The sequence below is a fragment of the Enterobacter sp. C4G1 genome, from assembly GCF_052886895.1.
The window spans coordinates 2,173,609-2,195,849 of record NZ_JBQVVV010000001.1 but is presented as its reverse complement, the minus strand read 5'-3'; the positions used below and the strand labels follow the sequence as shown (position 1 = coordinate 2,195,849).

The 22,241-nt window shown below is 52.9% G+C and carries 22 protein-coding genes and 1 other annotated feature; of the genes, 11 read left to right on the top strand and 11 right to left on the bottom strand.

Annotated elements, in window-relative coordinates; genetic code table 11:
- Window positions 1-109: 109 nt before the first annotated feature.
- From recR to ACT9TW_RS10500, 5 genes are all read right to left on the bottom strand, one after another.
- Window positions 110-715 carry a recombination mediator RecR gene (gene recR / locus ACT9TW_RS10520; RefSeq protein WP_315688033.1) on the bottom strand — a complete coding sequence of 202 codons (606 nt, stop codon included), beginning with the start codon at window positions 713-715 and terminating at the stop codon, window positions 110-112.
- Window positions 715-1,047 carry a YbaB/EbfC family nucleoid-associated protein gene (locus ACT9TW_RS10515; RefSeq protein WP_010428194.1) on the bottom strand — a complete coding sequence of 111 codons (333 nt, stop codon included), beginning with the start codon at window positions 1,045-1,047 and terminating at the stop codon, window positions 715-717. The genes recR and ACT9TW_RS10515 overlap by 1 nt, the downstream gene beginning before the upstream one ends.
- 54 nt (window positions 1,048-1,101) lie before the next feature.
- Window positions 1,102-3,030, bottom strand: coding sequence for a DNA polymerase III subunit gamma/tau (dnaX, locus tag ACT9TW_RS10510; RefSeq protein WP_182059867.1), 1,929 nt, complete (start codon window positions 3,028-3,030; stop codon window positions 1,102-1,104).
- Window positions 1,708-1,772, bottom strand: a sequence feature (DnaX frameshifting element). Its footprint overlaps the gene before it by 65 nt.
- Window positions 3,031-3,118: 88 nt before the next feature.
- On the bottom strand, window positions 3,119-3,670 hold the full coding sequence (gene apt / locus ACT9TW_RS10505) for an adenine phosphoribosyltransferase (protein ID WP_446492314.1): 552 nt from the start codon (window positions 3,668-3,670) through the stop codon (window positions 3,119-3,121).
- 153 nt (window positions 3,671-3,823) lie between these two features.
- On the bottom strand, window positions 3,824-4,201 hold the full coding sequence (locus tag ACT9TW_RS10500) for a DUF454 family protein (protein WP_014069164.1): 378 nt from the start codon (window positions 4,199-4,201) through the stop codon (window positions 3,824-3,826).
- A 50-nt stretch (window positions 4,202-4,251) separates the two neighbouring features.
- On the opposite strand from ACT9TW_RS10500, the gene priC reads away from it, so the two are divergent.
- Window positions 4,252-4,779 (top strand): primosomal replication protein N'', encoded by a 528-nt coding sequence (priC, locus tag ACT9TW_RS10495; protein ID WP_446492313.1) that lies wholly within the window; start codon window positions 4,252-4,254, stop codon window positions 4,777-4,779.
- 12 nt (window positions 4,780-4,791) lie between these two features.
- Window positions 4,792-4,968, top strand: coding sequence for a pleiotropic regulatory protein RsmS (rsmS, locus tag ACT9TW_RS10490; protein ID WP_446492312.1), 177 nt, complete (start codon window positions 4,792-4,794; stop codon window positions 4,966-4,968).
- Window positions 4,969-5,413: 445 nt separating this feature from the next.
- Here rsmS and mscK read toward each other — a convergent pair whose 3' ends face one another.
- Window positions 5,414-8,761: a mechanosensitive channel MscK gene (mscK, locus tag ACT9TW_RS10485; RefSeq protein ID WP_446492703.1), complete on the bottom strand. Its 3,348-nt coding sequence runs from the start codon at window positions 8,759-8,761 to the stop codon at window positions 5,414-5,416.
- Between the two features lie 114 nt (window positions 8,762-8,875).
- On the bottom strand, window positions 8,876-9,529 hold the full coding sequence (gene acrR / locus ACT9TW_RS10480) for a multidrug efflux transporter transcriptional repressor AcrR (RefSeq protein ID WP_182059863.1): 654 nt from the start codon (window positions 9,527-9,529) through the stop codon (window positions 8,876-8,878).
- 141 nt (window positions 9,530-9,670) lie between these two features.
- Here acrR and acrA point away from each other — a divergent pair, with 141 nt between their 5' ends.
- The 6 genes from acrA (at window position 9,671) to ACT9TW_RS10450 (ending at window position 16,515) form a co-directional block, all read left to right on the top strand.
- Window positions 9,671-10,864: a multidrug efflux RND transporter periplasmic adaptor subunit AcrA gene (acrA, locus tag ACT9TW_RS10475; RefSeq protein WP_259835034.1), complete on the top strand. Its 1,194-nt coding sequence runs from the start codon at window positions 9,671-9,673 to the stop codon at window positions 10,862-10,864.
- Between the two features lie 22 nt (window positions 10,865-10,886).
- The gene (gene acrB, locus ACT9TW_RS10470) at window positions 10,887-14,033 is read left to right on the top strand and encodes a multidrug efflux RND transporter permease subunit AcrB (RefSeq protein ID WP_446492311.1); all 3,147 of its coding nucleotides are present in this window, start codon (window positions 10,887-10,889) and stop codon (window positions 14,031-14,033) included.
- Window positions 14,034-14,546: 513 nt separating this feature from the next.
- Window positions 14,547-14,921, top strand: a complete 375-nt coding sequence (gene tomB / locus ACT9TW_RS10465; RefSeq protein ID WP_008499288.1) for an Hha toxicity modulator TomB — start codon at window positions 14,547-14,549, stop codon at window positions 14,919-14,921.
- Between the two features lie 27 nt (window positions 14,922-14,948).
- On the top strand, window positions 14,949-15,167 hold the full coding sequence (locus tag ACT9TW_RS10460; protein WP_182059860.1) for an HHA domain-containing protein: 219 nt from the start codon (window positions 14,949-14,951) through the stop codon (window positions 15,165-15,167).
- Window positions 15,168-15,379: 212 nt separating this feature from the next.
- Window positions 15,380-15,931 (top strand): maltose O-acetyltransferase, encoded by a 552-nt coding sequence (gene maa / locus ACT9TW_RS10455; protein ID WP_446492310.1) that lies wholly within the window; start codon window positions 15,380-15,382, stop codon window positions 15,929-15,931.
- A gap of 116 nt (window positions 15,932-16,047) precedes the next feature.
- Complete coding sequence (locus ACT9TW_RS10450; protein ID WP_182059858.1) at window positions 16,048-16,515, top strand: YlaC family protein; 468 nt, start codon at window positions 16,048-16,050, stop codon at window positions 16,513-16,515.
- Here ACT9TW_RS10450 and pdxR read toward each other — a convergent pair.
- Window positions 16,487-17,947: a MocR-like pyridoxine biosynthesis transcription factor PdxR gene (gene pdxR / locus ACT9TW_RS10445; protein ID WP_446492309.1), complete on the bottom strand. Its 1,461-nt coding sequence runs from the start codon at window positions 17,945-17,947 to the stop codon at window positions 16,487-16,489. The genes ACT9TW_RS10450 and pdxR overlap by 29 nt on opposite strands.
- A gap of 99 nt (window positions 17,948-18,046) precedes the next feature.
- Between pdxR and ACT9TW_RS10440 the strand changes: the two genes are divergently transcribed.
- A complete protein-coding gene (locus ACT9TW_RS10440) occupies window positions 18,047-18,757 on the top strand; it encodes a GNAT family N-acetyltransferase (RefSeq protein WP_446492308.1) in 711 nt (236 codons plus the stop codon).
- Here ACT9TW_RS10440 and ykgO read toward each other — a convergent pair.
- Together ykgO and ACT9TW_RS10430 are read right to left on the bottom strand one after the other, a co-directional pair.
- Entirely contained in the window at window positions 18,754-18,894 is a 141-nt protein-coding gene (gene ykgO / locus ACT9TW_RS10435; RefSeq protein ID WP_006818844.1) for a type B 50S ribosomal protein L36, read from the bottom strand. The genes ACT9TW_RS10440 and ykgO overlap by 4 nt on opposite strands.
- A 2-nt stretch (window positions 18,895-18,896) precedes the next feature.
- A complete protein-coding gene (locus ACT9TW_RS10430; protein ID WP_182059855.1) occupies window positions 18,897-19,157 on the bottom strand; it encodes a type B 50S ribosomal protein L31 in 261 nt (86 codons plus the stop codon).
- A 235-nt stretch (window positions 19,158-19,392) separates the two neighbouring features.
- On the opposite strand from ACT9TW_RS10430, the gene ACT9TW_RS10425 reads away from it, so the two are divergent.
- Window positions 19,393-20,952: an EAL domain-containing protein gene (locus ACT9TW_RS10425; RefSeq protein ID WP_446492307.1), complete on the top strand. Its 1,560-nt coding sequence runs from the start codon at window positions 19,393-19,395 to the stop codon at window positions 20,950-20,952.
- An 8-nt stretch (window positions 20,953-20,960) separates the two neighbouring features.
- Here ACT9TW_RS10425 and ACT9TW_RS10420 read toward each other — a convergent pair whose 3' ends face one another.
- Window positions 20,961-21,233, bottom strand: a complete 273-nt coding sequence (locus ACT9TW_RS10420; protein ID WP_446492306.1) for a metal/formaldehyde-sensitive transcriptional repressor — start codon at window positions 21,231-21,233, stop codon at window positions 20,961-20,963.
- Between the two features lie 133 nt (window positions 21,234-21,366).
- On the opposite strand from ACT9TW_RS10420, the gene ACT9TW_RS10415 reads away from it, so the two are divergent.
- Window positions 21,367-22,209, top strand: coding sequence for a nickel/cobalt efflux protein RcnA (locus tag ACT9TW_RS10415; protein WP_446492305.1), 843 nt, complete (start codon window positions 21,367-21,369; stop codon window positions 22,207-22,209).
- Window positions 22,210-22,241: the final 32 nt, after the last annotated feature.

Sequence of the window (22,241 nt, the reverse complement as noted above, 5' to 3'; positions counted from 1 at the left end):
TAAGTCGACCTCAACAATGCCATTTAATGGGGTTTTAAAACGTTGAGTGAGAGATGGGGATAAAGGAGAGAGTTTTCAAGCGGAGGCCACGAACGCAGCCTCCGTTTGTTCAGAAAGTAATCTTGTGACGCCCGGCCAGAGAGTGCGACAGCGTGGTGCCGTCGACCATTTCCAGCTCGCCACCAACCGGTACGCCGTGGGCGATACGGCTGGCGTCAACGCCTGCCTCTGCGCACAGCTCGGCGATGTAGTTGGCCGTTGCCTCCCCTTCCACCGTTGGGTTGGTGGCGAGGATCACCTCGTTGATCGTTTCGGACTTAAGACGCTGTTCAAGGCGGTCAAGACCGATATCATCCGGGCCAATACCATCCAGCGGAGAGAGATGCCCCATCAGCACGAAATAGCGCCCAGAAAACTGCCCGGTTTGTTCGATAGCGTAGATGTCCGCCGGACTCTCCACCACGCAAATCTGACCGTTTTCCTGACGACGCGGGTTCGAACAGATGTTACAGACGTCCTGCTCGGTAAACGTACGGCAATCCGCACAATGACCAATTTCTGACATGGCGCGGGTCAAAGCCTGCGCCAGGCGCATCCCGCCGCTGCGGTCGCGCTGTAAGAGCGTGAACGCCATGCGCTGCGCCGACTTTGGGCCAACGCCCGGCAGGCAGCGCAGTGCTTCCATTAACTGCGTGAGCAGCGGACTGGTTTGCATCAGAATGGCATCTTGAAGCCCGGCGGCAGTTGCATACCGCTGGATACAGAGGCCATTTTCTCTTTCTGAGTTTCGTCGATACGGCGAGCAGCATCGTTGAACGCCGCAGCAACCAGATCTTCCAGCATATCTTTGTCGTCTTCGAGCAGGCTTGGGTCGATTTCAACGCGGCGGCAGTTGTGCGCACCGTTGATGGTAACTTTAACCAGACCCGCGCCAGATTCGCCCGTGACTTCCAGCTGAGCGATCTCTTCCTGCATCTTCTGCATTTTTTCCTGCATCTGCTGAGCCTGCTTCATCAGACCACCCAGACCGCCTTTACCACCAAACATAGGCTTCTCTCTTCTTTCACGTTTAATGATTACAACCGTAAGTCAGACTCACGATCAAATGGGGCGAATACTTTCTTCATCCAGATCGGCGTCGAAGAACCGACGCAGGGTCTGGATGTTGTTATCCGCAATAATCGACTCACGCGCCTGCGCGAGCTTTTCTTCATAAATAGCCTGTCGCCACTCAAGTGGCGTTCGCACCGCCGGATTATCATCTTCAATGATAGTCAATTCAACCGGCGAACCCTGTAATGTGGCGAGCGCCTCAGCCAGCACTTTTTGCGCACCCGAGGAATTCAGATGCCGCTGCCCTGAACGCAGATGCAGGCGAACCTGATTACCGTCCTGCTCTTTCCAGGCATTAAGCGCCACCTGCTCCACTAGCTTCGGCAGCTGTAATTTACTGACTTCTGCCGCCCAGGCATCGCGCTCAATAGATTCTTCGGCCAGTTTCGCCGCCAGCTCCGGCGTTTTTTCATGTTCCAGCGCCTTTTTCAGCGCCTTCGGGGTCGCGACCTCTTCTTTTACCGTTTCGATAATCGTGGTCGCTTTCCAGCGATAAGCCTCTTCCTTCACCGGGGCTTTTTGCTCAAGCGCGGACGGTGCAGGGCGCGACTGCACGCGCTCCGTTACCGAAGCCAGTCGTTCAAGCGCGGCGTTATTTACCGGCCGCGCTCTGCCTGGCGCTGCCGGTTCACTCTTTTTTGGTTTGGTTGCTCCCTGCGCACGTTGCAACTGGCTTCGTGCGGCAAGCACCGAACTGGTGGCATCCGACAGCGGCACATTTTGCTGTGGCGGCGGTGTCGGTTGCGGTGGCACCTGCTGTGGTGACATTACTGCCGTGGGTGCGACCGGGGCAAAGGACTGTTGCGGGACTTCCGGCTCCGGCAGCGGCATCCGCGGGTGGAACGCCAGCGCGCGCAGCAGGGTCATCTCAACGCCCATACGGCGGTCGGGTGCAAAAGGCAACTCTTTGCGGCCGATCAGCAGTGTCTGGTAGTACAACTGCACATCGGTTGGCGGCACGGTGCGAGCAAGTTCACGCATCCGCTGCTCTATCGCCGCCATATCAGCGCCAATGGCCGATGGAGAGAGTTGCAGCATCGCCACGCGGTGCAGCAGGCTGAGCATTTCAACCAGCAGCCCTTCCCACTCAACGCCGCGCGCAGCCGCCGCGTTGACCAGCGACATCACACGCTCGCCGTTGGCAGCGATCATCGCTTCAATCAGCGACAGCGCCTGGTCATCGTCCAGCGTACCGAGCATGGTGCTGACTGCATCGGTCGAGAGTTTACCATCACCGCTGGCGATGGCCTGATCGGTAAGGCTTAATGCGTCGCGAAGGCTGCCGTCTGCCGCGCGCGCCAGCAGTTGCAGGGCACGAGGCTCATGGACAATCTTCTCTTCATCGAGAATGTGCTCAAGCTGAGCGCGGATCTGTTCAACGTCCAGCGCCTTAAGATGGAATTGCAGGCAGCGTGACAAAATCGTCACCGGCAGCTTTTGCGGATCGGTGGTCGCCAGCAGGAATTTCACATGCGCAGGCGGCTCTTCCAGCGTTTTCAGCAGAGCGTTGAAGCTGTGGCGCGACAACATGTGCACTTCATCGATCAGGTAGACCTTAAAGCGCCCGCGCGCCGGTGCGTACTGGACGTTATCCAGCAGGTCGCGGGTATCTTCGACTTTGGTGCGCGAGGCGGCATCAATCTCAATCAGATCGACAAAACGGCCTTGCTCGATTTCGCGGCAGTTATCACACACGCCACAGGGTGTCGCGGTGATCCCGGTTTCGCAGTTCAGACCTTTTGCCAGCAAACGGGCAATAGAGGTTTTACCGACGCCACGGGTGCCGGAGAATAGATAGGCGTGATGGATGCGACCTAGCGACAAGCCGTTCGCCAGGGCCGTCAGCACATGTTCCTGACCGACAACGTCAGCAAAGGTTTGTGGTCGCCATTTACGGGCTAACACCTGATAACTCATGGGCAGGCTCTGCAACGCTGGAAGGTGAATTTATGGAGGGGAATGCTATCACAACCTCACCCATTGAGCGAGGTTGTGACTATCGGGATCAGTGACCCGGGAATGGCACCAGGCTGTAGCTGGTAATACCTTGTTTTTCCAGGCGCTGCTCGCCGCCCAGATCGAACAGGTTAATGATGAATGCGGCATCAGTCACTTCACCACCCAGACGGCGGATCAATTTCGCTGTCGCTTCAATCGTGCCGCCAGTCGCCAGCAGATCGTCCACCACCAGCACTTTGTCGCCAGGTTCGATCGCATCAACGTGGATTTCCAGCTGATCGGTGCCGTATTCCAGCTCATAGCTTTCTGCAATGGTTTCGCGTGGCAGTTTGCGCGGTTTACGCACCGGCACAAAGCCAACACCCATCGCCAGCGCAACCGGTGCGCCAAACAGGAAGCCACGGGCTTCAGTACCTACTACTTTGGTGATCCCGGCGTTCTTATAACGCTCAACCAGCAGTTCAATGCTGAGCGCGTACGCTTTCGGGTCTTCCAGCAAGCTGGTGACATCACGGAAAAGAATGCCAGGCTTTGGGTAATCCTGGATGCTTTTGATGCTGTTTTTCAGATATTCAAGCTGCTGTGCAGTTGCGGTCATCGGTTTGTGCCTAAATAAAACAGTGTTACTCACAGTGCGCGTAGGAGGTTGGTAAAGGTAACAATTGTTTAACCTTTAACCAGGCGTACCTGTGCTCGAAAACGGTCGAATTTACTGGCTACGCCAGATAATTGCAACAGACATTATAAGGCATCAGTGCTTTTGTTGCTTTTCATCAACCACCGGGATCCGCCACATAAAGATGAGCAGGCAAGTCAGGATCACCAGCAACAGGATCCGCACCCACATCATTTTCACCAGCCATAATGAGATGGCAAAGGTTAACAGAATAACGGCAATCGCCCGTGGCTTTGCACCAGGCGGCATCGCACGATGTTTCTGCCAGTGGCGCAGATACCCCCCAAACCATGAGCGATACAGCAGCCAGTGGTGAAAGCGTGGCGAAGAGCGGGCGAAGCACCAGGCCGCCAGCAGAATAAAAGGCGTGGTTGGCAGGAGCGGTAAAACGACGCCCAGTGTGCCAAGTACTACCGCGAGCCAGCCAATGATGATTAGAATAGTACGCTTCATAATGCGAATCGTTATCAAACTGAACGGCTACTTTACCACTGGAGAGCGCATTGAAAACAGCCTTGCTTCTGGAGACGCTGCAAAATCAGCTCATTGCCCTGCGCGCGCAAGCCACACCGCTAATGGGACACGCTACGCTAAAACCGCGCTTTGACCGGCAGCTTTTCCGCACCCGCAGTACGTTAATTCAGGATTATCTTGCCGAAGTGCAGACCAATCTTGACGAATTGCGTCATGCGGTAGAGAGCGAGCAGCAGGAGCAAGTGGCGTGGCTGGCTGAACATCTCACCGAACAGATAACCGCCCTGCACCGTGAAATTATCGCCTGGCCGTTGCGAGCGTGGGATAGCCCGTCGCCGGGTCTTAGCAAGTGGCAGCGCAAACGGCTGGAGAACCAGGAATTTGAGCGCCGCCTGTTTGAGATGAAGCGCGAGCGTGAAGTACGCCTGAACAACAGCGAAACGCTGGAAGAGCAGCAATTATTGATGCGAGAAATAACCGCCCTGGAAGGCCGCATTGTCCGCTGCCGGCAGGCATTAGAGGAAATTGAACGCGTAATCGAACGCCTGACCCGTTAAAAGGATCCGCGAATGTCACTGGAAAATGCCCCCGATGAGGTCAAACTGGCCGTCGATTTGATTATGCTGCTGGAGAATCACGCGATCCCGGTGGAAACGGTGCTAAAGGCGCTGGAGCTTGTGCGCAGAGATTTTGAGGGAAAGGTGAAGGCCTGTAGCCCTCACCCTGACCCTCTCCCGCCGGGCTGAGGGATCCCCAGTAATTTTTGTCTTTAATTCAGCGATGATATTACGCCATTGAATTAAGAGACTTACAGCGGTGTCATGGTCCGGCTGAAAATCGCCGAAGCGTTTACGGAAGGCCGGGGCGACGCGCATGGATGCGCGGCGAGGGCGGCTTTACAGGGACGTTTCATCCGCCCGTCCCCGGTTAGCCTGGAGCAAACGCTGAGGGCATCGCGAAGCGACGATTTTCTTGCCGGGAGCCCGGGTTGCCAGGGTAGCGGCGGTGAGCTACCCTGGCACGTTCACCGGTATTGTGGTGACAGAGTAGCAAGGAACGTAAAGTGAACGGAATGACCACCTGAGCCGTATGTTCCCCCTCACCCCAGCCCTCTCCCCAAAAAGGAGAGGGAGCCGTCCGTGCTCGTATTTTTGTGGGGATTCCTCAACCCACAGGGAGAGGGAGAATAGATTAAGCCGGAGTAGGATCGTCACCCTTAATCTCGCGCTTCACTTCCGTATGCTCGTCACCTTTTTCATTACGCAGGTGAACCTCAAGCTGGTTGAAGGCGATATTAATGTCGTTTTCACGGCACAGACGATCGATAGAGCGGTTCAGCTCATCCACGGTGTAGCTGCGATCGCGCAGTTCACGCACGTATAAACGCAGTTCGTGATCCAGCGTGCTCGGGCCAAAGGTGGTGAAGAATACCGACGGTGCCGGATCGTGCATCACTTTCGGGTGTTCAGATGCCGCCATCAGCAGAACCTCTCTCACTTTATCCAGATCCGATCCATACGCCACGCCCAGACGGATCACCACGCGGGTGACCGTATCGGAGAGTGACCAGTTGATCAGGCGCTCGGTCACGAAAGCTTTGTTCGGGATGATCACCTCTTTACGATCGAAGTCTGTTATCGTAGTGGCGCGAATTCGGATCTTACTGACCGTCCCGGAGAAGGTCCCGATAGTCACGGTGTCGCCAATGCGCACCGGGCGTTCGAACAGGATAATCAGGCCAGAAACGAAGTTACCGAAGATCTCCTGCAAGCCAAAGCCCAGACCAACCGAGAGCGCCGCGGCCAGCCATTGCAGTTTGTCCCACGAAACACCAAGCGAGCCAAAAACCGTCATCGCGCCGACAATAATGATCACGTAGTTCAGGATTGTGGTAATGGCATACGATGCCCCCTGACGCAGCTTAAGGCGCGACAGCACCAGTACTTCGAGCAGCCCCGGTAGGTTTCGGATCAGTGCCCAGGCGACCATCGACGATACCAGCGCAAAGAGCAGGCTGCCCATTGTGACGCTTTTCATCACCGTGGCCCCGGCTTCAGTACCGTTGTACTGCCAGAGGGTGATGCTGTCGAGATACGCAAATACAGTGATTAAATCAGACCAGATAGCCCAGAACATCACCCCGAACAGCGACACCATGACCAGCATGGTAATACGCAGCGTCTGCTGGTTGACTTGCTCCAGGGCGATGGTTGGCTCTTCCTGTGGTTCCGCGCCTTCAGCCCCCTCTTTCACCTGATGCTGACGACGCGCGATCGCACGACGATAGGCAATACGGCGAGCCGCCACGCTCAGACCACGCAGTACTGTCTGGTACAGCAGGTTCCAGACGATCACCAGATAGACGGTTTCAATCCAGCGCCCGGAAAGGCGCAGCGTGGTATAGAAATAGCCCGTTGCGGTCAACACCATCAGCGCCAGCGGAATAATCGCCAGTACCGTCACGGTGACCAGACGAATATTGTGGGACTCTTTATCGCGCCAGCTGTCACGGCACATCGGCCACATCAGAACGGCAATCAGCAGCAGGTTCAGCAGAATCACCAACTGACCCAGTACATCATCCATCAGATGCAGTGGAGAAAGCTCAGAAACCACCGACCAGAAGTGCAGCGGTAAAAGCGCAAGGCTGATACGCACAATCTGACGACGCCAGTGGCTGGTCAGTTTCTCAGGCATATTGAAGTGGCGCACAGCAACGCCGTCTTTTTCCAGCACTTTCCAGCACACACCAAACACCAGCCAGAACAGTGCCAGTTTTTTACTGAAGGCCCACAGCAAATCGCTGATATTGAGCTGCATGGTAAGGAGAATTAGCCCGGCCGCCAGGATCAGCAGGCAGACCGGCAGGGCGCGGATCAGGTCAATCAGGATCGCTTTTGGCGTGTGGAGCTGACTGTCGTTGCGCAGTTGCCCCACTTCCTGAGCAAGCTTCGCCTGGTATTGCTTCAGCCAGCCAAGACGCCAGCGAATCAGCCCCGCGATCAGCAGTAACGGCAAACCGGCCAGGAAAGCAATCATCACCGCAGGCCAGGCTTTCTCCCAGTTCACGGTGATTTTCATGCTCTTAATCTGCGCCTTCAGCGTTTCAGGGAAGGATTTAATCCAGTCCCAGTCCATCGGCTTGTTGCTGTTTACCCAGAAAATTTGCTGAGTCAGGATTTCCTGAAGATTTTTAGAGACACTCACTAACTGCTGCTGATTGATTTGCAGGTTAATTGCCATCATCAGCTGGTTGCCAAGCTGCTTGTTAAGCTGATCGAGCAGCTCGCGGCGCATATCCACCACCTGCAACAACGCGTCGTGAACCTCAGGGTTCACTTCACTGGAGTGGCCCTCTTCCACTTTGGCAACAAAGGTGTCGCTCTGGAAAAGCGTGTCGCGCTGCTGGTTTACGTCAAATTGCTCCAGACGCAAATCGGCAATGCGGTTGGTCATGTCTTCCAGCTCATCCGCGGACGGTAGCGTCTGCTGTTGCTGGTACAAAATGCGTGATAACAACAGGCTGCCTTTTAGTACGGCAATCTGTTCTTTAATATTACGTTCCGCCTGGAGCGCGCGATCCAGCCAGTTTTTCACTTTAATGTTCTGCTGAACCAGCGAGTTACCGCTTTCGGTCGCCTGAATCAGGCGCTGGCTGAGCTGATGGTTAACGTCCAGCTCCTGTTTAACCAGTGGGTTGGCCTGAATACGGGCCGTCTCGTCTGGCGAAACAGCCTCCTGCGCTGTTTTTTCCGTGAGCGTCAGGCGCTTGCTGTTTACCGCCTCCTGCAACAGCTGGAGCTGGTGCTCAAGACGGTTTATGTTTGCGGTGACGTAATCGCGTTGTTTTTGCAGCGTATCCTGCAAGACGGTATTGCCTTCCAGGCTCTTACGTTGCTGTTCGATTTGCGCGTTTAGAAGCGACTGCTGGCACAGCAGCAGCGTCTGCTGCGTGGGACGTAAAGCCCCTTCCCCAACGGTAGTCCCATTCAGGCGGTTACGGATTTGCTGTAGCTGTTGAGATGCCGAATACATCGCGTTTTGCACGCGCTCTGGCTGGGTTTGCAGCGACACCAGTTGGCTATTGTAGGTTGCCAGGTCGGACTGACCGGTTTGCAGGTCGTCCAGCAGCTCCGCTACGCGAGACTCAAGCTGACGCAGCGACAGCGTCGAGAGCGTTTTGCGGGTTTCATCATCGTTGTCGACGTCGCTTAATGCATTCAACGCCTCAGTAGCCTTGCGCATATTGTCCGGCGCCTGGGCAACCTTCTGACGAAGCTGGGTTGTTTCTGCTTTTACGCGCTCAATTTTATCAAGCGTTTCCAGCGTTTCGGTTAAATCCTGCTGGACGAGTTTGTCTTGCGGCGACAGATCTTTTTGCTTGTTCAGGGTATCGAGCTGCGACTGAACATCTGCGCGCGTGGGAATGTCATTGGTGTTATCTGCGCGAGCATAGGAAGCAGGTGTTGCCGCAAAGAAAAACAGCATGACAAAAATAAATGCAAAAACAGAGTGTTGCGAGCGATTGTAATGCAGCATAGTCATGAGTGTGATGTGTGAGAATGACCGAAAATAGTCCGGCGTGCAGGATATCACGCCCGCGTTTTGCAGAATAGCGCGAACCGTAACCTCTGAGAGAATTCCTGGAATGGCTTAAGCCGGCAGGGACGTTGTTTCACCGCGAAGCGTTGGGCTAAGCTGGCACATCTCCAGGAAAATCACGACGTAATCGCGCGCTTCTTTTTTCAAATCAAATGACTGGGGAGAGAAAAGCCAGTTTTCCATCAGGCCCGAAATGTAGGCGCGCATCAGGATAGCTGCCCGGCGGGTCAGCAAATTGGCAGGTAACATTTTTGCCTGAATACATTGATTTAGCGTATATTCTATACGGTCATAGCTTTCCAGACTCAGACTTCGTTGCGCCTGCTGGACAACCGCCATTTCGCCAACGAATTCGCACTTGTGGAAGATAATTTCCATCATTAACCGGCGGCGTTCTTCAACGACTGTTGCTTCAAGGATATATACTAAAATTTCTCTCAATACTGAGAGTGGATCGTCGGGGAATTTTGCCCGATACTCAGTCTCTAGATCACTAATGCTGGATTCTGAAAGCTCCCAGATTTCACTAAACAGATCTGACTTGTCTTTAAAATGCCAGTAAATCGCTCCCCGCGTCACCCCAGCGGCCTGAGCAATCTGAGCCAGTGAGGTTGAAGACACACCTTGCTGAGAGAACAAACGCATAGCCACATCAAGTATGTGTTGACGAGTTTCCAGCGCTTGTTGTTTGGTTTTTCGTGCCATGCGTCAGTGAATTTACAGGAGTCAGATTTACATACATTTATGAATGTATGTACCATAGCATGACGATAATATAAACGCAGCAATGGGTTTTTAGACTTAGGACCCTTGATCAATTTGAAATCGGACACTCGAGGTTTACATATGAACAAAAACAGAGGGTTAACGCCTCTGGCGGTCGTTCTGATGCTCTCAGGCAGCTTAGCGCTAACAGGATGTGACGAGAAACAGGCTCAACAAGGCGCTCATCAGACACCAGAAGTGGGTGTGGTGACGCTCAAGTCCGAACCTCTCCAGATAACAACAGAATTGCCCGGTCGTACCAACGCTTACCGCGTTGCCGAAGTTCGTCCTCAGGTGAGCGGTATCATCCTGAAACGTAACTTCACCGAAGGTGGTGACGTTGAAGCAGGTGTTTCTCTGTATCAGATTGATCCGGCAACCTATCAGGCCGCTTACGAAAGCGCGAAAGGCGATCTGGCGAAAGCCGAAGCCGCAGCGAAAATTTCGCAGCTGACGCTGAATCGTTACAAAAAATTGCTTGGTACTCAGTACATTAGTCAACAGGATTACGATACGGCCCTGGCCGATGCACAACAGACCAATGCAGCCGTCGTCGCGGCTAAAGCTGCCGTTGAAACTGCACGTATCAACCTGGCTTATACCAAAGTGACCTCCCCTATTAGCGGTCGTATTGGTAAGTCTTCCGTTACGGAAGGTGCGCTGGTCCAGAACGGGCAAACCACTGCGCTGGCCACCGTGCAGCAGCTTGACCCTATCTACGTTGACGTTACCCAATCCAGTAACGATTTCCTGCGTCTTAAACAAGAGCTGGCAAACGGCACGCTGAAGCAGGAAAACGGTAAGGCGAAAGTAGAGCTGGTCACCAGTGATGGCGTTAAATTCCCACAGGCGGGTACACTTGAGTTTTCCGACGTAACCGTTGATCAGACCACCGGTTCCATCACCCTGCGTGCCATTTTCCCGAACCCTGACCACACCCTTTTACCGGGTATGTTCGTTCGCGCACGTCTGGAAGAAGGGACTAACCCAACCGCAATTCTGGTTCCTCAGCAGGGTGTGACCCGTACGCCGCGTGGCGATGCGAGCGCGCTGGTTGTGGGTGCAGATGACAAAGTCGAAACGCGCAATATCACTGCAACGCAGGCGATTGGCGACAAATGGCTGGTGACGGAAGGTCTGAAAGATGGCGATCGCGTGATTGTCACTGGTTTGCAAAAAGTACGTCCTGGCGCACAGGTAAAAGCACAGGAAGTCGCTTCTGACACTCAACAAAAAGCCGCAGCCGACGGTCAGTCAGAACAAACCAAGTCTTAACTTAAACAGGAGCCGTTAAGACATGCCTAATTTCTTTATCGATCGCCCCATATTTGCGTGGGTGATTGCCATTATCATCATGCTTGCAGGGGGTCTGGCGATCCTGAAGCTGCCGGTCGCGCAATATCCAACGATTGCGCCACCAGCCGTTTCGATCACCGCAACCTACCCTGGGGCTGATGCAAAAACGGTGCAGGACACCGTTACTCAGGTTATCGAACAGAATATGAACGGTATCGATAACCTGATGTACATGTCCTCAAACAGTGACTCAACCGGTACGGTTCAGATCACCCTGACCTTCCAGTCAGGTACTGATGCTGATATCGCGCAGGTTCAGGTACAGAACAAATTGCAGCTGGCTATGCCGCTGCTGCCACAGGAAGTACAACAGCAGGGCGTGAGCGTCGAGAAATCGTCCAGTAGCTTCCTGATGGTTGTCGGCGTTATCAACACCAACGGCACCATGACCCAGGAGGATATCTCCGACTACGTGGGCGCCAACATGAAGGATGCTATCAGCCGTACTTCTGGTGTGGGTGACGTTCAGCTGTTCGGTTCTCAGTACGCAATGCGTATCTGGATGGACCCGAATAAACTGAATAACTTCCAGTTAACGCCTGTAGACGTTATCAGCGCCATTAAAGCGCAGAACGCCCAGGTTGCAGCCGGTCAGTTAGGTGGTACGCCACCGGTGAAAGGCCAGCAACTTAACGCATCTATCATCGCGCAAACGCGACTGACCTCAGCGGAAGAATTCAGCAAAATTCTGCTGAAAGTGAATCAGGATGGTTCACAGGTTCGCCTGCGTGACGTAGCGAAAGTCGAACTGGGTGGCGAAAACTACGACATCGTGGCGAAGTTTAACGGTAAACCGGCTTCTGGTCTGGGTATTAAACTGGCTACCGGTGCAAACGCCCTGGACACAGCGACAGCTATCCGTGCAGAACTTAAGAAGATGGAGCCGTACTTCCCGTCAGGTCTGAAGATCGTTTACCCGTACGACACCACGCCGTTCGTAAAAATCTCGATTCACGAAGTGGTTAAAACGCTGGTCGAGGCGATCATCCTGGTCTTCCTGGTAATGTACCTGTTCCTGCAAAACTTCCGCGCAACGCTGATCCCAACCATCGCCGTGCCGGTTGTCTTGCTCGGGACCTTTGCGATCCTGTCGATATTTGGCTACTCGATAAACACCCTAACGATGTTCGGGATGGTGCTAGCCATCGGCTTGCTGGTGGATGATGCCATTGTCGTGGTAGAGAACGTCGAGCGTGTAATGGCGGAGGAAGGTCTGCCGCCGAAGGAAGCAACCCGTAAATCAATGGGACAAATCCAGGGCGCGTTGGTTGGTATCGCGATGGTGCTGTCTGCAGTATTTATCCCGATGGCCTTCTTCGGTGGCTCCACCGGTGCTATCTACCGTCAGTTCTCCATCACCATCGTTTCTGCGATGGCGCTGTCAGTACTGGTGGCGTTGATTCTGACGCCAGCCCTCTGTGCCACCATGCTGAAGCCCGTTCAGAAAGGCGGTCATGGCGAGCATAAAGGGTTCTTCGGCTGGTTTAACCGCATGTTTGATAAGAGCACGCACCACTACACCGACAGCGTAGGTAACATTCTGCGCAGTACCGGTCGTTATCTGGTGCTGTATATCATCATCGTGGTGGGCATGGCTTATCTGTTTGTTCGTCTGCCAAGCTCGTTCCTGCCAGATGAAGACCAGGGCGTGTTCCTGACAATGGCGCAGCTTCCGGCGGGTGCATCGCAAGAGCGTACCCAGAAAGTGCTGGATGAAGTGACCGATTACTACCTCACCAAAGAGAAAGACAACGTTGAGTCCGTGTTTGCGGTTAACGGCTTTGGCTTTGCGGGTCGTGGTCAGAACACCGGTATCGCCTTCGTTTCTCTGAAAGACTGGTCAGAACGTCCGGGCAAGGAGAACAAGGTTGAAGCCATCACTGGTCGTGCAATGGGGACATTCTCGCAGATTAAAGATGCGATGGTCTTCGCCTTTAACCTGCCGGCGATTGTTGAACTGGGTACGGCTACCGGCTTTGACTTCCAGTTGATTGACCAGGGTGGTCTGGGTCATGAAAAACTGACGCAGGCACGTAACCAGCTGTTTGGTGAAATTGCTAAACATCCTGATCTGCTGGTCGGTGTGCGTCCTAACGGTCTGGAAGATACACCGCAGTTCAAGGTCGATATCGATCAGGAGAAAGCGCAGGCATTGGGTGTTTCCATTAGTGACATCAATACCACGCTGGGTGCTGCCTGGGGCGGAAGCTACGTCAACGACTTCATCGACCGTGGTCGTGTGAAGAAAGTGTACGTCATGTCTGAAGCGCAATACCGTATGTTGCCGAACGATATCAATAACTGGTACGTACGTGGCACTAACGGCCAGATGGTACCCTTCGCCGCCTTCTCTACGTCACACTGGGAATACGGTTCACCACGTCTGGAGCGTTACAACGGTCTGCCATCGATGGAAATCCTCGGTCAGGCAGCTGAAGGCAAGAGTACCGGTGAAGCGATGGCAATGATGGAGCAACTGGCCAGCAAGCTGCCTTCGGGTATTGGTTATGACTGGACGGGGATGTCCTATCAGGAACGTCTGTCCGGTAACCAGGCCCCTGCCCTGTACGCAATTTCACTGATTGTCGTGTTCTTGTGTCTGGCAGCGCTGTATGAGAGCTGGTCGATTCCGTTCTCCGTTATGTTGGTTGTTCCACTGGGGGTTATCGGCGCACTGCTTGCCGCAACGTTCCGTGGTCTGACAAACGACGTTTACTTCCAGGTGGGCCTGCTGACAACCATTGGCTTGTCGGCGAAGAACGCGATTCTTATCGTGGAATTCGCCAAAGATCTGATGGAGAAAGAAGGCAAAGGCCTGATTGAGGCGACGCTTGACGCGGTTCGTATGCGTCTGCGCCCAATCCTGATGACGTCTCTGGCGTTTATCCTCGGCGTTATGCCGCTGGTTATCAGCTCTGGTGCTGGCTCCGGTGCGCAGAACGCAGTAGGTACCGGTGTAATGGGCGGTATGGTCACCGCGACCGTTCTCGCTATCTTCTTCGTACCGGTGTTCTTCGTGGTGGTTCGTCGCCGCTTCAGCCGTAAGAATGAAGATGTTGAACATAGTCACTCGGTAGAACATCACTGATACCGGTTTCAACCGATAAAAAGGCCGCATTAGCGGCCTTTTTCATTTCACACTAAAAATCATAAATTACGCTTATTGTCGGATTATTTATTTTCTGTCATCTTAATAAGACATATCATATTTAACCGTTAACTTAATCGACGAACTTATGGTTTTTTTAATTTCATTTCGCCTCGTAGATTATTAGGAATAATCCTAGTACAGTACACTAAAGTGCAAAAAGTCTGAATCTGGACTTCATTTGAAGGTAAATGCTAACCCGATGAATCATAAGGATGTGGTAAAAAACAAGCACTGGTAAAGTTAAAAACGCCACACATAAACCTTGCTATTGCGTGCAGGCTCGAAAACCTGATTTTTAATTGTAATTTTTCGTAATAGCGCGGTGAAATCTTGAAAGGAGTGGCTTATAGTTAGAGTTATCAGGAACACAGCACGTTGCGGCTAAGTATGTTGTATCCATCCCGACAATGATGTTCGGTGAGTAAGAAATCACTCAGAAGGGGATGCGCTATGGACGAGTACTCGCCAAAAAGGCATGATATCGCGCAGTTGAAATTTCTCTGCGAATCCTTGTACCATGACTGCCTTGCCAATCTTGATGAAAGTAACCACGGCTGGGTGAATGATCCAACGTCTGCCATCAATTTACAGCTAAATGAGTTGATAGAGCATATAGCGACCTTCGCACTTAATTATAAAATTAAGTACAATGAAGATAATAAACTGATTGAGCAAATTGACGAATACCTGGATGACACCTTTATGTTGTTCAGCAGCTACGGCATTAACGCGCAGGATTTGCAAAAATGGCGTAAATCGGGAAACCGCTTATTCCGCTGCTTCGTCAACGTGAGCAGAGCTAACCCTGTTAGCCTATCCTGTTAAAATTATTACAATGACTAAGGTGAATTTATGTCTGATAAACCATTAACCAAAATCGATTATTTGCTGCGTTTGCGACGTTGTCAGTCAATAGACACGCTCGAACGTGTTATTGAAAAAAATAAATACGAGCTTCCTGATAATGAACTGGCTGTATTTTATTCAGCGGCTGACCACCGTCTTGCAGAACTCACCATGAATAAGTTGTATGACAAAATCCCTTCTTCTGTATGGAAGTTTGTCCGTTAATCACTAAATGTTGACCGTTGAGACTGAACACCACTTTCTAAGCTGAATTCACCTTTCGCATTACTAACCCTGTGAGCCGGACAGGCCCCCTTAACAAATGTGCTCATCCGCAATAATGTTGTGACTGTAATCACACTCCCTTTTCGGGAACGTTCCCATTCTGATTTATGATCATTACCCTGTAGGTGATCGATTTTTCCAGTGAGGCTCCCATGAGTGAAGAAAAGCAAAAGATGATTGCAGGTGAACACTACCGTCCCGGTGACGATACATTACGGGCCGATCGCTTGCGTGCCCGCCAGCTAGTTCATAGTTATAACCACACGTCACCAGACGGCAAAGCCGAACGCCAGTCCATCCTGGCTGAGTTGTTGGGACAAAGCGAAGGGGCCTATATTGAACCAAGTTTCCGCTGTGATTACGGCTACAATATCTACCTCGGCGCGGCGTTTTACGCTAACTTTGATTGCGTGATGCTCGACGTCTGCCCAATCCATATTGGTGATAACTGTATGCTCGCGCCGGGCGTTCACATCTATACGGCAACACATCCACTAGATGCCATCGAGCGCAACAGCGGTGTTGAATACGGTAAACCGGTGACCATCGGTAATAACGTCTGGATCGGCGGGCGTGCGGTGATAAACCCCGGCGTGACGATTGGTGATAATGTGGTGGTGGCCTCTGGGGCCGTTGTCACGAAAGATGTCCCCGCCAACGCGGTCGTCGGTGGTAATCCCGCCAAAATCATCAAAATGCTGTAAGCGTGTGTCGGGTAACTGTTATGATCTTTCCCCGCATAACTGTTACTTTTTTCACCCTATCCGCTCCACTAAAATAGGCAGATCCCCTGTATTTTCAAAATTCATGAAGGCAAAAAATGACAGAGATACAGCGCCTGCTCACCGCCACCATCGACGACCTGAACATTCGCGAAAAGCGTGACAATCGCCCGCGCTTTAGCATTAGCTTTATTCGTAAACACCCGGGTCTGTTTGTTGCGATGTACGCCGCCTGGCTTGCCACGCTGATTGTGATGCTGCGTTCCGAAACCCTGGTGGATTCGGTCTGGCTTTTGGTTGTGTTGTTTGTGGTGTTTAACGCGTTCTTCTTCTTCGACGTTAATCCTCGTTATCGTTACGAAGATATCGACGTTCTCGATTTTCGCGTCTGCTATAACGGCGAATGGTACAACACCCGCTTTGTGCCCTCTGAGCTCATCGACAGCATTCTCCACTCCCCCGACGTAAACGCCGGGGAAAAAGAGAAACTGCAAAAAATGATCTCCACCAAAGGTGAGCTTTCGTTCTACGATGTCTTTACGCTATCCCGCCCTGTTGCAGCGTAATGAGGTTTTGTAAACGCCGGATACCGGATGTGAACTGAGAAGCCGAAGTATTGCCGTACCCTAATACCAGGCCGGTTTGTCCCTGATGGGTATCAAGGTAGTAGCCGCTTAATGCAGCAGGTGCCAGCTGAAAAGCTCTGGCCTGCTGCACAATGGCTTTATCATCAATCCCGTCAATAGCCACCGTCAGATGCATTCCGCCTTCACCGGCCAGCACGCGGTGTTCAACATGAAGCTCCGTGCTTAGTACCTCACGTAACTGTCTGTATCGCTTGCGATAAAGTCGACGCATTGCCGCAAGGTGCCGCGCATAATGCCCCTCTTCAATAAACAACGCCAGGGTGCGCTGTTCTGCGCGATGCCCGCCACGCAATAATGCGCCGATTGCCGGCTGCGCCGCCTTCGCCAGCGCAGGTGGTAACACCATAAAACCAATTCGAAGCGAGGGAAAAAGTGTTTTGCTGAAGGTTCCCAGATAGACCACCGGCGCGTGCTTTATCATTCCTGACATAGCCGGAACCGGTTCACCGCAGTAGCGAAATTCGCTGTCATAGTCATCTTCCACAATCCACGCTTTTTGCGCCTGAGCCAGCTCCAGCAGCGCCAGACGCCGACGGGCGCTGAGCACACTACCATAAGGAAACTGGTGTGAGGGTGAGGTAAAAATGAGTGAAGGTGCGTCTGACTGCTGCTGCTCCCAGCACATACCTTCATCATCAACGGGCATCCCGACCACCGTGAGCCCCGTTTTGGCGAACGCACTTTTTGCCCCTGCATAACCGGGATCTTCAATCCAGGCGATATCCCCGGGTTCGCTCAGAAGCAACGTACAAAGATTAACGCCTTCGAGCGCGCCTTCGGTTATGACAATCTGGCTGGCATCACAGGTGATCCCGCGCGATAACGCAAGGTGCCGGGCAATGGCCTCGCGCAAGGACATCTCCCCTGCGGGATCGCCATAGCCCAACAGGGCACTGCCCTCTTCCCGCAATACCCTGTCGTATAAACGCCGCCATAACGGCAGTGGAAAATAGTTAATCGCGGGTGTGCCCGGGGTAAAGGCCGGAACCGGCGTTCCCCGTGGCGTAGGCGCAGGCAATAATGAAACGCGTTTTGCGAGCGTGACAGCAGGCTCGGGTGATGGATGGGCAATATTACGCTTTGCCAGCAGCGCTACCCGCGTACCCTGCCGGTTTCGCAACAAATAGCCTTCAAGCGTGAGCTGCTCCAGCGCGGCATTCACCGTGTTGCGTGAAAGTCCGAGCTGCCGCGCAATGACACGAGAGCCTGGCAATCGCGATTCCGCCTGCAGCCGTCCGTGCAAAATAGCCTCCCGCAAAGCAAGATAGAGGGCACGTTGCAGCGTTTCTGCCCCACGCTTTTTCAGCGTATCCAGAATCAGGGTATAGAATTCATCGCCGGGTATATTCATTTTTCCTCCGTGGTACCAACAAAACATATCCTGGTGGTTCTTTTTAAGGAACCAGTTATTCCCTAACCTGAATGTCTTTACACCGCCACGGAAATTAACATGAATACATTCAATCAGTTTGGGCAACCCATCGGGGAAGAACTTGTCGACTGGCAGCCACGTCAGCATCCGGCCAGGGTGGAACTTAATGGCCGTTACTGCCGCCTTGAGCCGCTACGTGTGGAGCACGCCTCGGCGCTGTTTGCTGCCTATCAGCAGGCTGAAGACACCCGCAGCTGGACCTGGTTATTACGTGAACCCGATGCAACGGTTGCTGAATATTCTCAGTGGATTGCCAGCGTATGTGCGTTATCCGACCCTATTCATTTCGCCGTTATCGACAATCAAACGCAGTCGTCGGTGGGCACTCTGGCCCTGATGCGCATTGATCCTAAGAATGGTGTGGTGGAAGTCGGGCATGTGCATTTTTCACCGCTTATGAGCCGCACGCCGTTGTCCACAGAAGCGCAATACCTGCTGATGCGTTACGTGTTTGACGAGCTGGGATACCGCCGTTACGAGTGGAAATGCAATAGCCTGAACGAACCTTCACGTCGTGCCGCGCTGCGTCTGGGGTTCCAGTATGAAGGTCGTTTTCGTCAGGCGCTGGTAGTGAAAGGCCATAACCGTGATACCGACTGGTTTTCCATCATTGATAAAGAGTGGCAGGCCCTGGACTGCGCCTTTCAGAACTGGCTTGCCACCGACAATTTTACGGCCGATGGCAAGCAGATAAGATCCCTGGAAAGTTGGCGCGAAACACGTTTTTAACGCTTTTTCTTACGTCCCTGCACCGCTTTAAAACGCGGGTTGGACTTACAAATGACGTACAGGCGCCCTTTGCGTTTGACTATCTGACAATCGGGATGGCGCTGTTTTGCACTGCGTAGTGAGTTAAGTACCTGCATGATTAGCCTCGTTTAGCGCTAAGAAAGCCACCAAAGCGCTGGCGGAAACGTGCCGCACTGCCTTCGGTTGAGAATGACTTCTGCTTACCGGTGTAGTACGGATGCGATTTTGACGATACCTCGATGGTGATATACGGGAATGTTTCACCATCGAGTTCGATTTCGCGATCGGTTTTGATAGTTGAACCGACTTTAAAATATTCATTGGCACTGGTGTCATGGAAAACAACGGTGCGATAGGCTGGGTGGATATCTGGTTTCATCATAGCCCCCTTATGTTTTGTTATAACATAACAAAATACTATCTGAGTCATGCTGCAAAAACAACCCCCCCCGCAATGCTTCATCCTGGCAGTGTTTTTTTCTGATTCACCTTCACTGGACTGAAATCCCACCCCATCACGTGCTATAACTATATCATTTCGCGATAAAATATTTATCCTCTGGCGAGTAGACTCTGTGCCCCGGAAGCGGGCATCTGAGAAAGGAAACAGCAGCATGAGAACCCGACATTTGGTCAGCCTGGTGACCGGTATTCTGATCTTTTCCGTGCTCGTTCCCATTTGTCTCAGCGTCTGGCTGGCCCACCGCCAGGCGGAACATGAATTTATCGACGCGCTGGACAGCTATTCATCACGCGTGCTGGTCCGCACAGAAAGAGTTGTTCAGCAGGCCAAGGACGTGCTGAAGGAGTTAGAGAATTTCGAAGGTGTTCCCTGTAGTCCGCTACAAATGCGGGAAATGCGTCGGGTGGCATTTTCTGCGCGCTACATTCAGGAAGTGATGTATCTCGAAAACCTGAAACCGCTATGCTCTTCCCTTGAACAAGCCAGTAACGCCTCTTCGTTCCCGCCGCCGATGCGAATCACTGCTGATGGCTATAACGCATGGTTGACCCGGCAAAACGACCTCGGATTTAATCGCTACATGGCCGCGCTGGGACACGGGCATTATCTGGTTATGGTCGATCCCGCCTCGCTGGTCGATGTGATTCCTTTTGGCGCACTCCCTGTTGATGCCGCACTCATAGGCCATGCCAGAAACAGTGTTTTTGCCAGCAGCAGCACGCTTGATCCCCATGTCCGTGAACTTCTGGAAAACCGGGGCGTGACGCATTTGCAATATAAAGGCGCGATGTATATCACGAAGCCGGTCCCCGATCTGGGCTTTACCATTGTCGCCTGGGCCACGCTAAAACCACTCGATGAAAGCTGGCATCAGCAGCTTCTGTTCTGGCTTCCTTTTGGCATTCTGGTGAGCCTTATCGCAGCGCTTTTTGTGCTGCGTATTTTGCGCCGGATACAGTCGCCGAGGAATCGCCTGCTTGATGCCATTAACAGCCGTGAGTTTGTCGTTCACTATCAGCCGATAATCGCATTAGGCAGTGGAAAACTGGTTGGCGCCGAGGCGCTGACTCGCTGGCCACAGCCGGACGGAACCCACCTTTCACCCGATATTTTTGTACCGCTGGCCGAACAAACCGGGCTTATTTCGCAATTAACCCAGCTGGTTTTCGAGAAAGTCTTCGAGGATATGGGAAGCTGGTTACAGCAGCATTCCGATCTGCATATCTCAGTAAACCTTGCCCCCGCCGATTTAACGTCCGGTAAACTGCCGCCACTGTTAAGCCAACTGCTAAACCACTGGCAGGTTCACCCGCAGCAAATTGCTCTTGAACTGACCGAGCGCGGCTTTGCCGATCCGAAAATCAGCGCGCCGGCCATTGCGGCATTCCGTCGCGCCGGGCACGCGATCTACATTGACGATTTTGGGACCGGCTATTCCAGTCTCAGCTATCTTCAGGATCTGGATGTCGATACGCTCAAAATTGATAAATCCTTCGTCGATGCGCTGGAATACAAAAACGTGACGCCGCACATCATTGAAATGGCGAAATCTCTTGATCTGGCGATGGTGGCGGAAGGTATTGAAACGCAGGGGCAGCTCACGTGGCTGCGCAGCCACGGCGTTCAGTTCGGGCAGGGGTGGTTTTACAGTAAGGCACTCCCTAAACAGGAATTTATTCTCTGGGCTGAAAACAACCTCGCGAAATCGTGAGAAACACACTATTTGAGATAGGATTTCATCACCTGCAAAACTACGCCAAGATCGGCCTCGCGCTGATCTTCCTCGGGCTCTTTCACCACATGATCGGTTAAGTGCCCTTCGATCACCTGCATCATCATGCCGTTCACCGCACCACGGATCGCCGCCAGCTGCTGAAGCACCTCAGCACACTCATGATCGCTGTTGAGCATTTTTTCCAGCGCGGTACTTTGCCCCTGAATTTTCTTCAGGCGGGTCAATAACATCTTCTTGTGGCGAACCGTATGCGACATCTTACTCTCCCTCATTTTTTGCCACTGAAGCATAACACGCTCTACTCCCCCTGAGTATTTTTCTACTGGGGGGTAGTATTAACCTACTGGGGGGGAGTAGTATCAGAGCACTTTTTCTTCCCCGGTATTCTTAATGAACGATTTCACTTCACTCCTGCAACAAGGCAACGCGTGGCTTTTTGTGCCGAGCGCAATTTTGCTGGGTGCGCTGCATGGCCTGGAACCAGGGCACTCAAAAACGATGATGGCCGCGTTTATTGTGGCGATCCGCGGTACGCTAAAACAGGCGATCCTGCTGGGACTGGCGGCAACGTTTTCCCATACAGCGGTAGTCTGGATCATTGCGATGGCAGGCTTATGGTTTGGCCGAGGCTGGGATGCAAATACCTCTGAACCCTGGTTCCAGCTGATTTCAGGCGTGATGATTATTATGATCGCGTTATGGATGGCATGGCGAACCTGGAAAGAGAGCCAGCCACACGATCACCACCACGAACATCATCATCACGATCACCACCATGACCATGACCATGACCATGACCATGACCACCATCATGATCACCACGATCATACACATCAACTGGTTGATGAGGAGTGGCAAGACGCCCACCAGCGCGCCCATGCCCAGGACATAAACCGCCGCTTTAATGGGCAGACTGTCACGACAGGGCAAATCGCCATGTTCGGGTTGACTGGCGGACTCATCCCCTGCCCGGCCTCCATTACGGTGCTGCTGATCTGCCTGCAACTGAAGCATTTTGCGCTGGGCGCCACGCTAGTGTTTAGTTTCAGTATTGGTCTGGCGTTAACGCTGGTTGCCTCAGGTGCAATTGCCGCCCTGAGCCTTAAACATGCCACCAAACGCTGGCCGGGATTCAGTGAATTTTCACGCAAAGCGCCGTGGATCTCAGCGGCACTGATAACAGTGGTGGGAATGTATATGAGCATCCACGGGTTAACCGGGATCCTCGCCTGAGCCATGCGGCCACAAACCGTGGCCGCATCTTT

What these genes read in the sequence shown, in the direction of transcription:
- acrA (WP_259835034.1), top strand. Translation starts at nt 9,671, where the DNA reads ATGAACAAAAACAGAGGGTTAACGCCTCTGGCGGTCGTTCTGATGCTC.
- ACT9TW_RS10460 (WP_182059860.1), top strand. Translation starts at nt 14,949, where the DNA reads ATGTCTGATAAACCATTAACCAAAATCGATTATTTGCTGCGTTTGCGA.
- apt (WP_446492314.1), bottom strand. Translation starts at nt 3,670, where the DNA reads ATGACCGCAACTGCACAGCAGCTTGAATATCTGAAAAACAGCATCAAA.
- ACT9TW_RS10420 (WP_446492306.1), bottom strand. Translation starts at nt 21,233, where the DNA reads ATGTCGCATACGGTTCGCCACAAGAAGATGTTATTGACCCGCCTGAAG.
- ACT9TW_RS10440 (WP_446492308.1), top strand. Translation starts at nt 18,047, where the DNA reads ATGAATACATTCAATCAGTTTGGGCAACCCATCGGGGAAGAACTTGTC.
- ACT9TW_RS10415 (WP_446492305.1), top strand. Translation starts at nt 21,367, where the DNA reads ATGAACGATTTCACTTCACTCCTGCAACAAGGCAACGCGTGGCTTTTT.
- ACT9TW_RS10500 (WP_014069164.1), bottom strand. Translation starts at nt 4,201, where the DNA reads ATGAAGCGTACTATTCTAATCATCATTGGCTGGCTCGCGGTAGTACTT.
- mscK (WP_446492703.1), bottom strand. Translation starts at nt 8,761, where the DNA reads ATGCTGCATTACAATCGCTCGCAACACTCTGTTTTTGCATTTATTTTT.
- ykgO (WP_006818844.1), bottom strand. Translation starts at nt 18,894, where the DNA reads ATGCAGGTACTTAACTCACTACGCAGTGCAAAACAGCGCCATCCCGAT.
- ACT9TW_RS10515 (WP_010428194.1), bottom strand. Translation starts at nt 1,047, where the DNA reads ATGTTTGGTGGTAAAGGCGGTCTGGGTGGTCTGATGAAGCAGGCTCAG.
- recR (WP_315688033.1), bottom strand. Translation starts at nt 715, where the DNA reads ATGCAAACCAGTCCGCTGCTCACGCAGTTAATGGAAGCACTGCGCTGC.
- ACT9TW_RS10450 (WP_182059858.1), top strand. Translation starts at nt 16,048, where the DNA reads ATGACAGAGATACAGCGCCTGCTCACCGCCACCATCGACGACCTGAAC.
- acrR (WP_182059863.1), bottom strand. Translation starts at nt 9,529, where the DNA reads ATGGCACGAAAAACCAAACAACAAGCGCTGGAAACTCGTCAACACATA.
- maa (WP_446492310.1), top strand. Translation starts at nt 15,380, where the DNA reads ATGAGTGAAGAAAAGCAAAAGATGATTGCAGGTGAACACTACCGTCCC.
- tomB (WP_008499288.1), top strand. Translation starts at nt 14,547, where the DNA reads ATGGACGAGTACTCGCCAAAAAGGCATGATATCGCGCAGTTGAAATTT.
- rsmS (WP_446492312.1), top strand. Translation starts at nt 4,792, where the DNA reads ATGTCACTGGAAAATGCCCCCGATGAGGTCAAACTGGCCGTCGATTTG.
- ACT9TW_RS10430 (WP_182059855.1), bottom strand. Translation starts at nt 19,157, where the DNA reads ATGAAACCAGATATCCACCCAGCCTATCGCACCGTTGTTTTCCATGAC.
- acrB (WP_446492311.1), top strand. Translation starts at nt 10,887, where the DNA reads ATGCCTAATTTCTTTATCGATCGCCCCATATTTGCGTGGGTGATTGCC.
- ACT9TW_RS10425 (WP_446492307.1), top strand. Translation starts at nt 19,393, where the DNA reads ATGAGAACCCGACATTTGGTCAGCCTGGTGACCGGTATTCTGATCTTT.
- pdxR (WP_446492309.1), bottom strand. Translation starts at nt 17,947, where the DNA reads ATGAATATACCCGGCGATGAATTCTATACCCTGATTCTGGATACGCTG.
- dnaX (WP_182059867.1), bottom strand. Translation starts at nt 3,030, where the DNA reads ATGAGTTATCAGGTGTTAGCCCGTAAATGGCGACCACAAACCTTTGCT.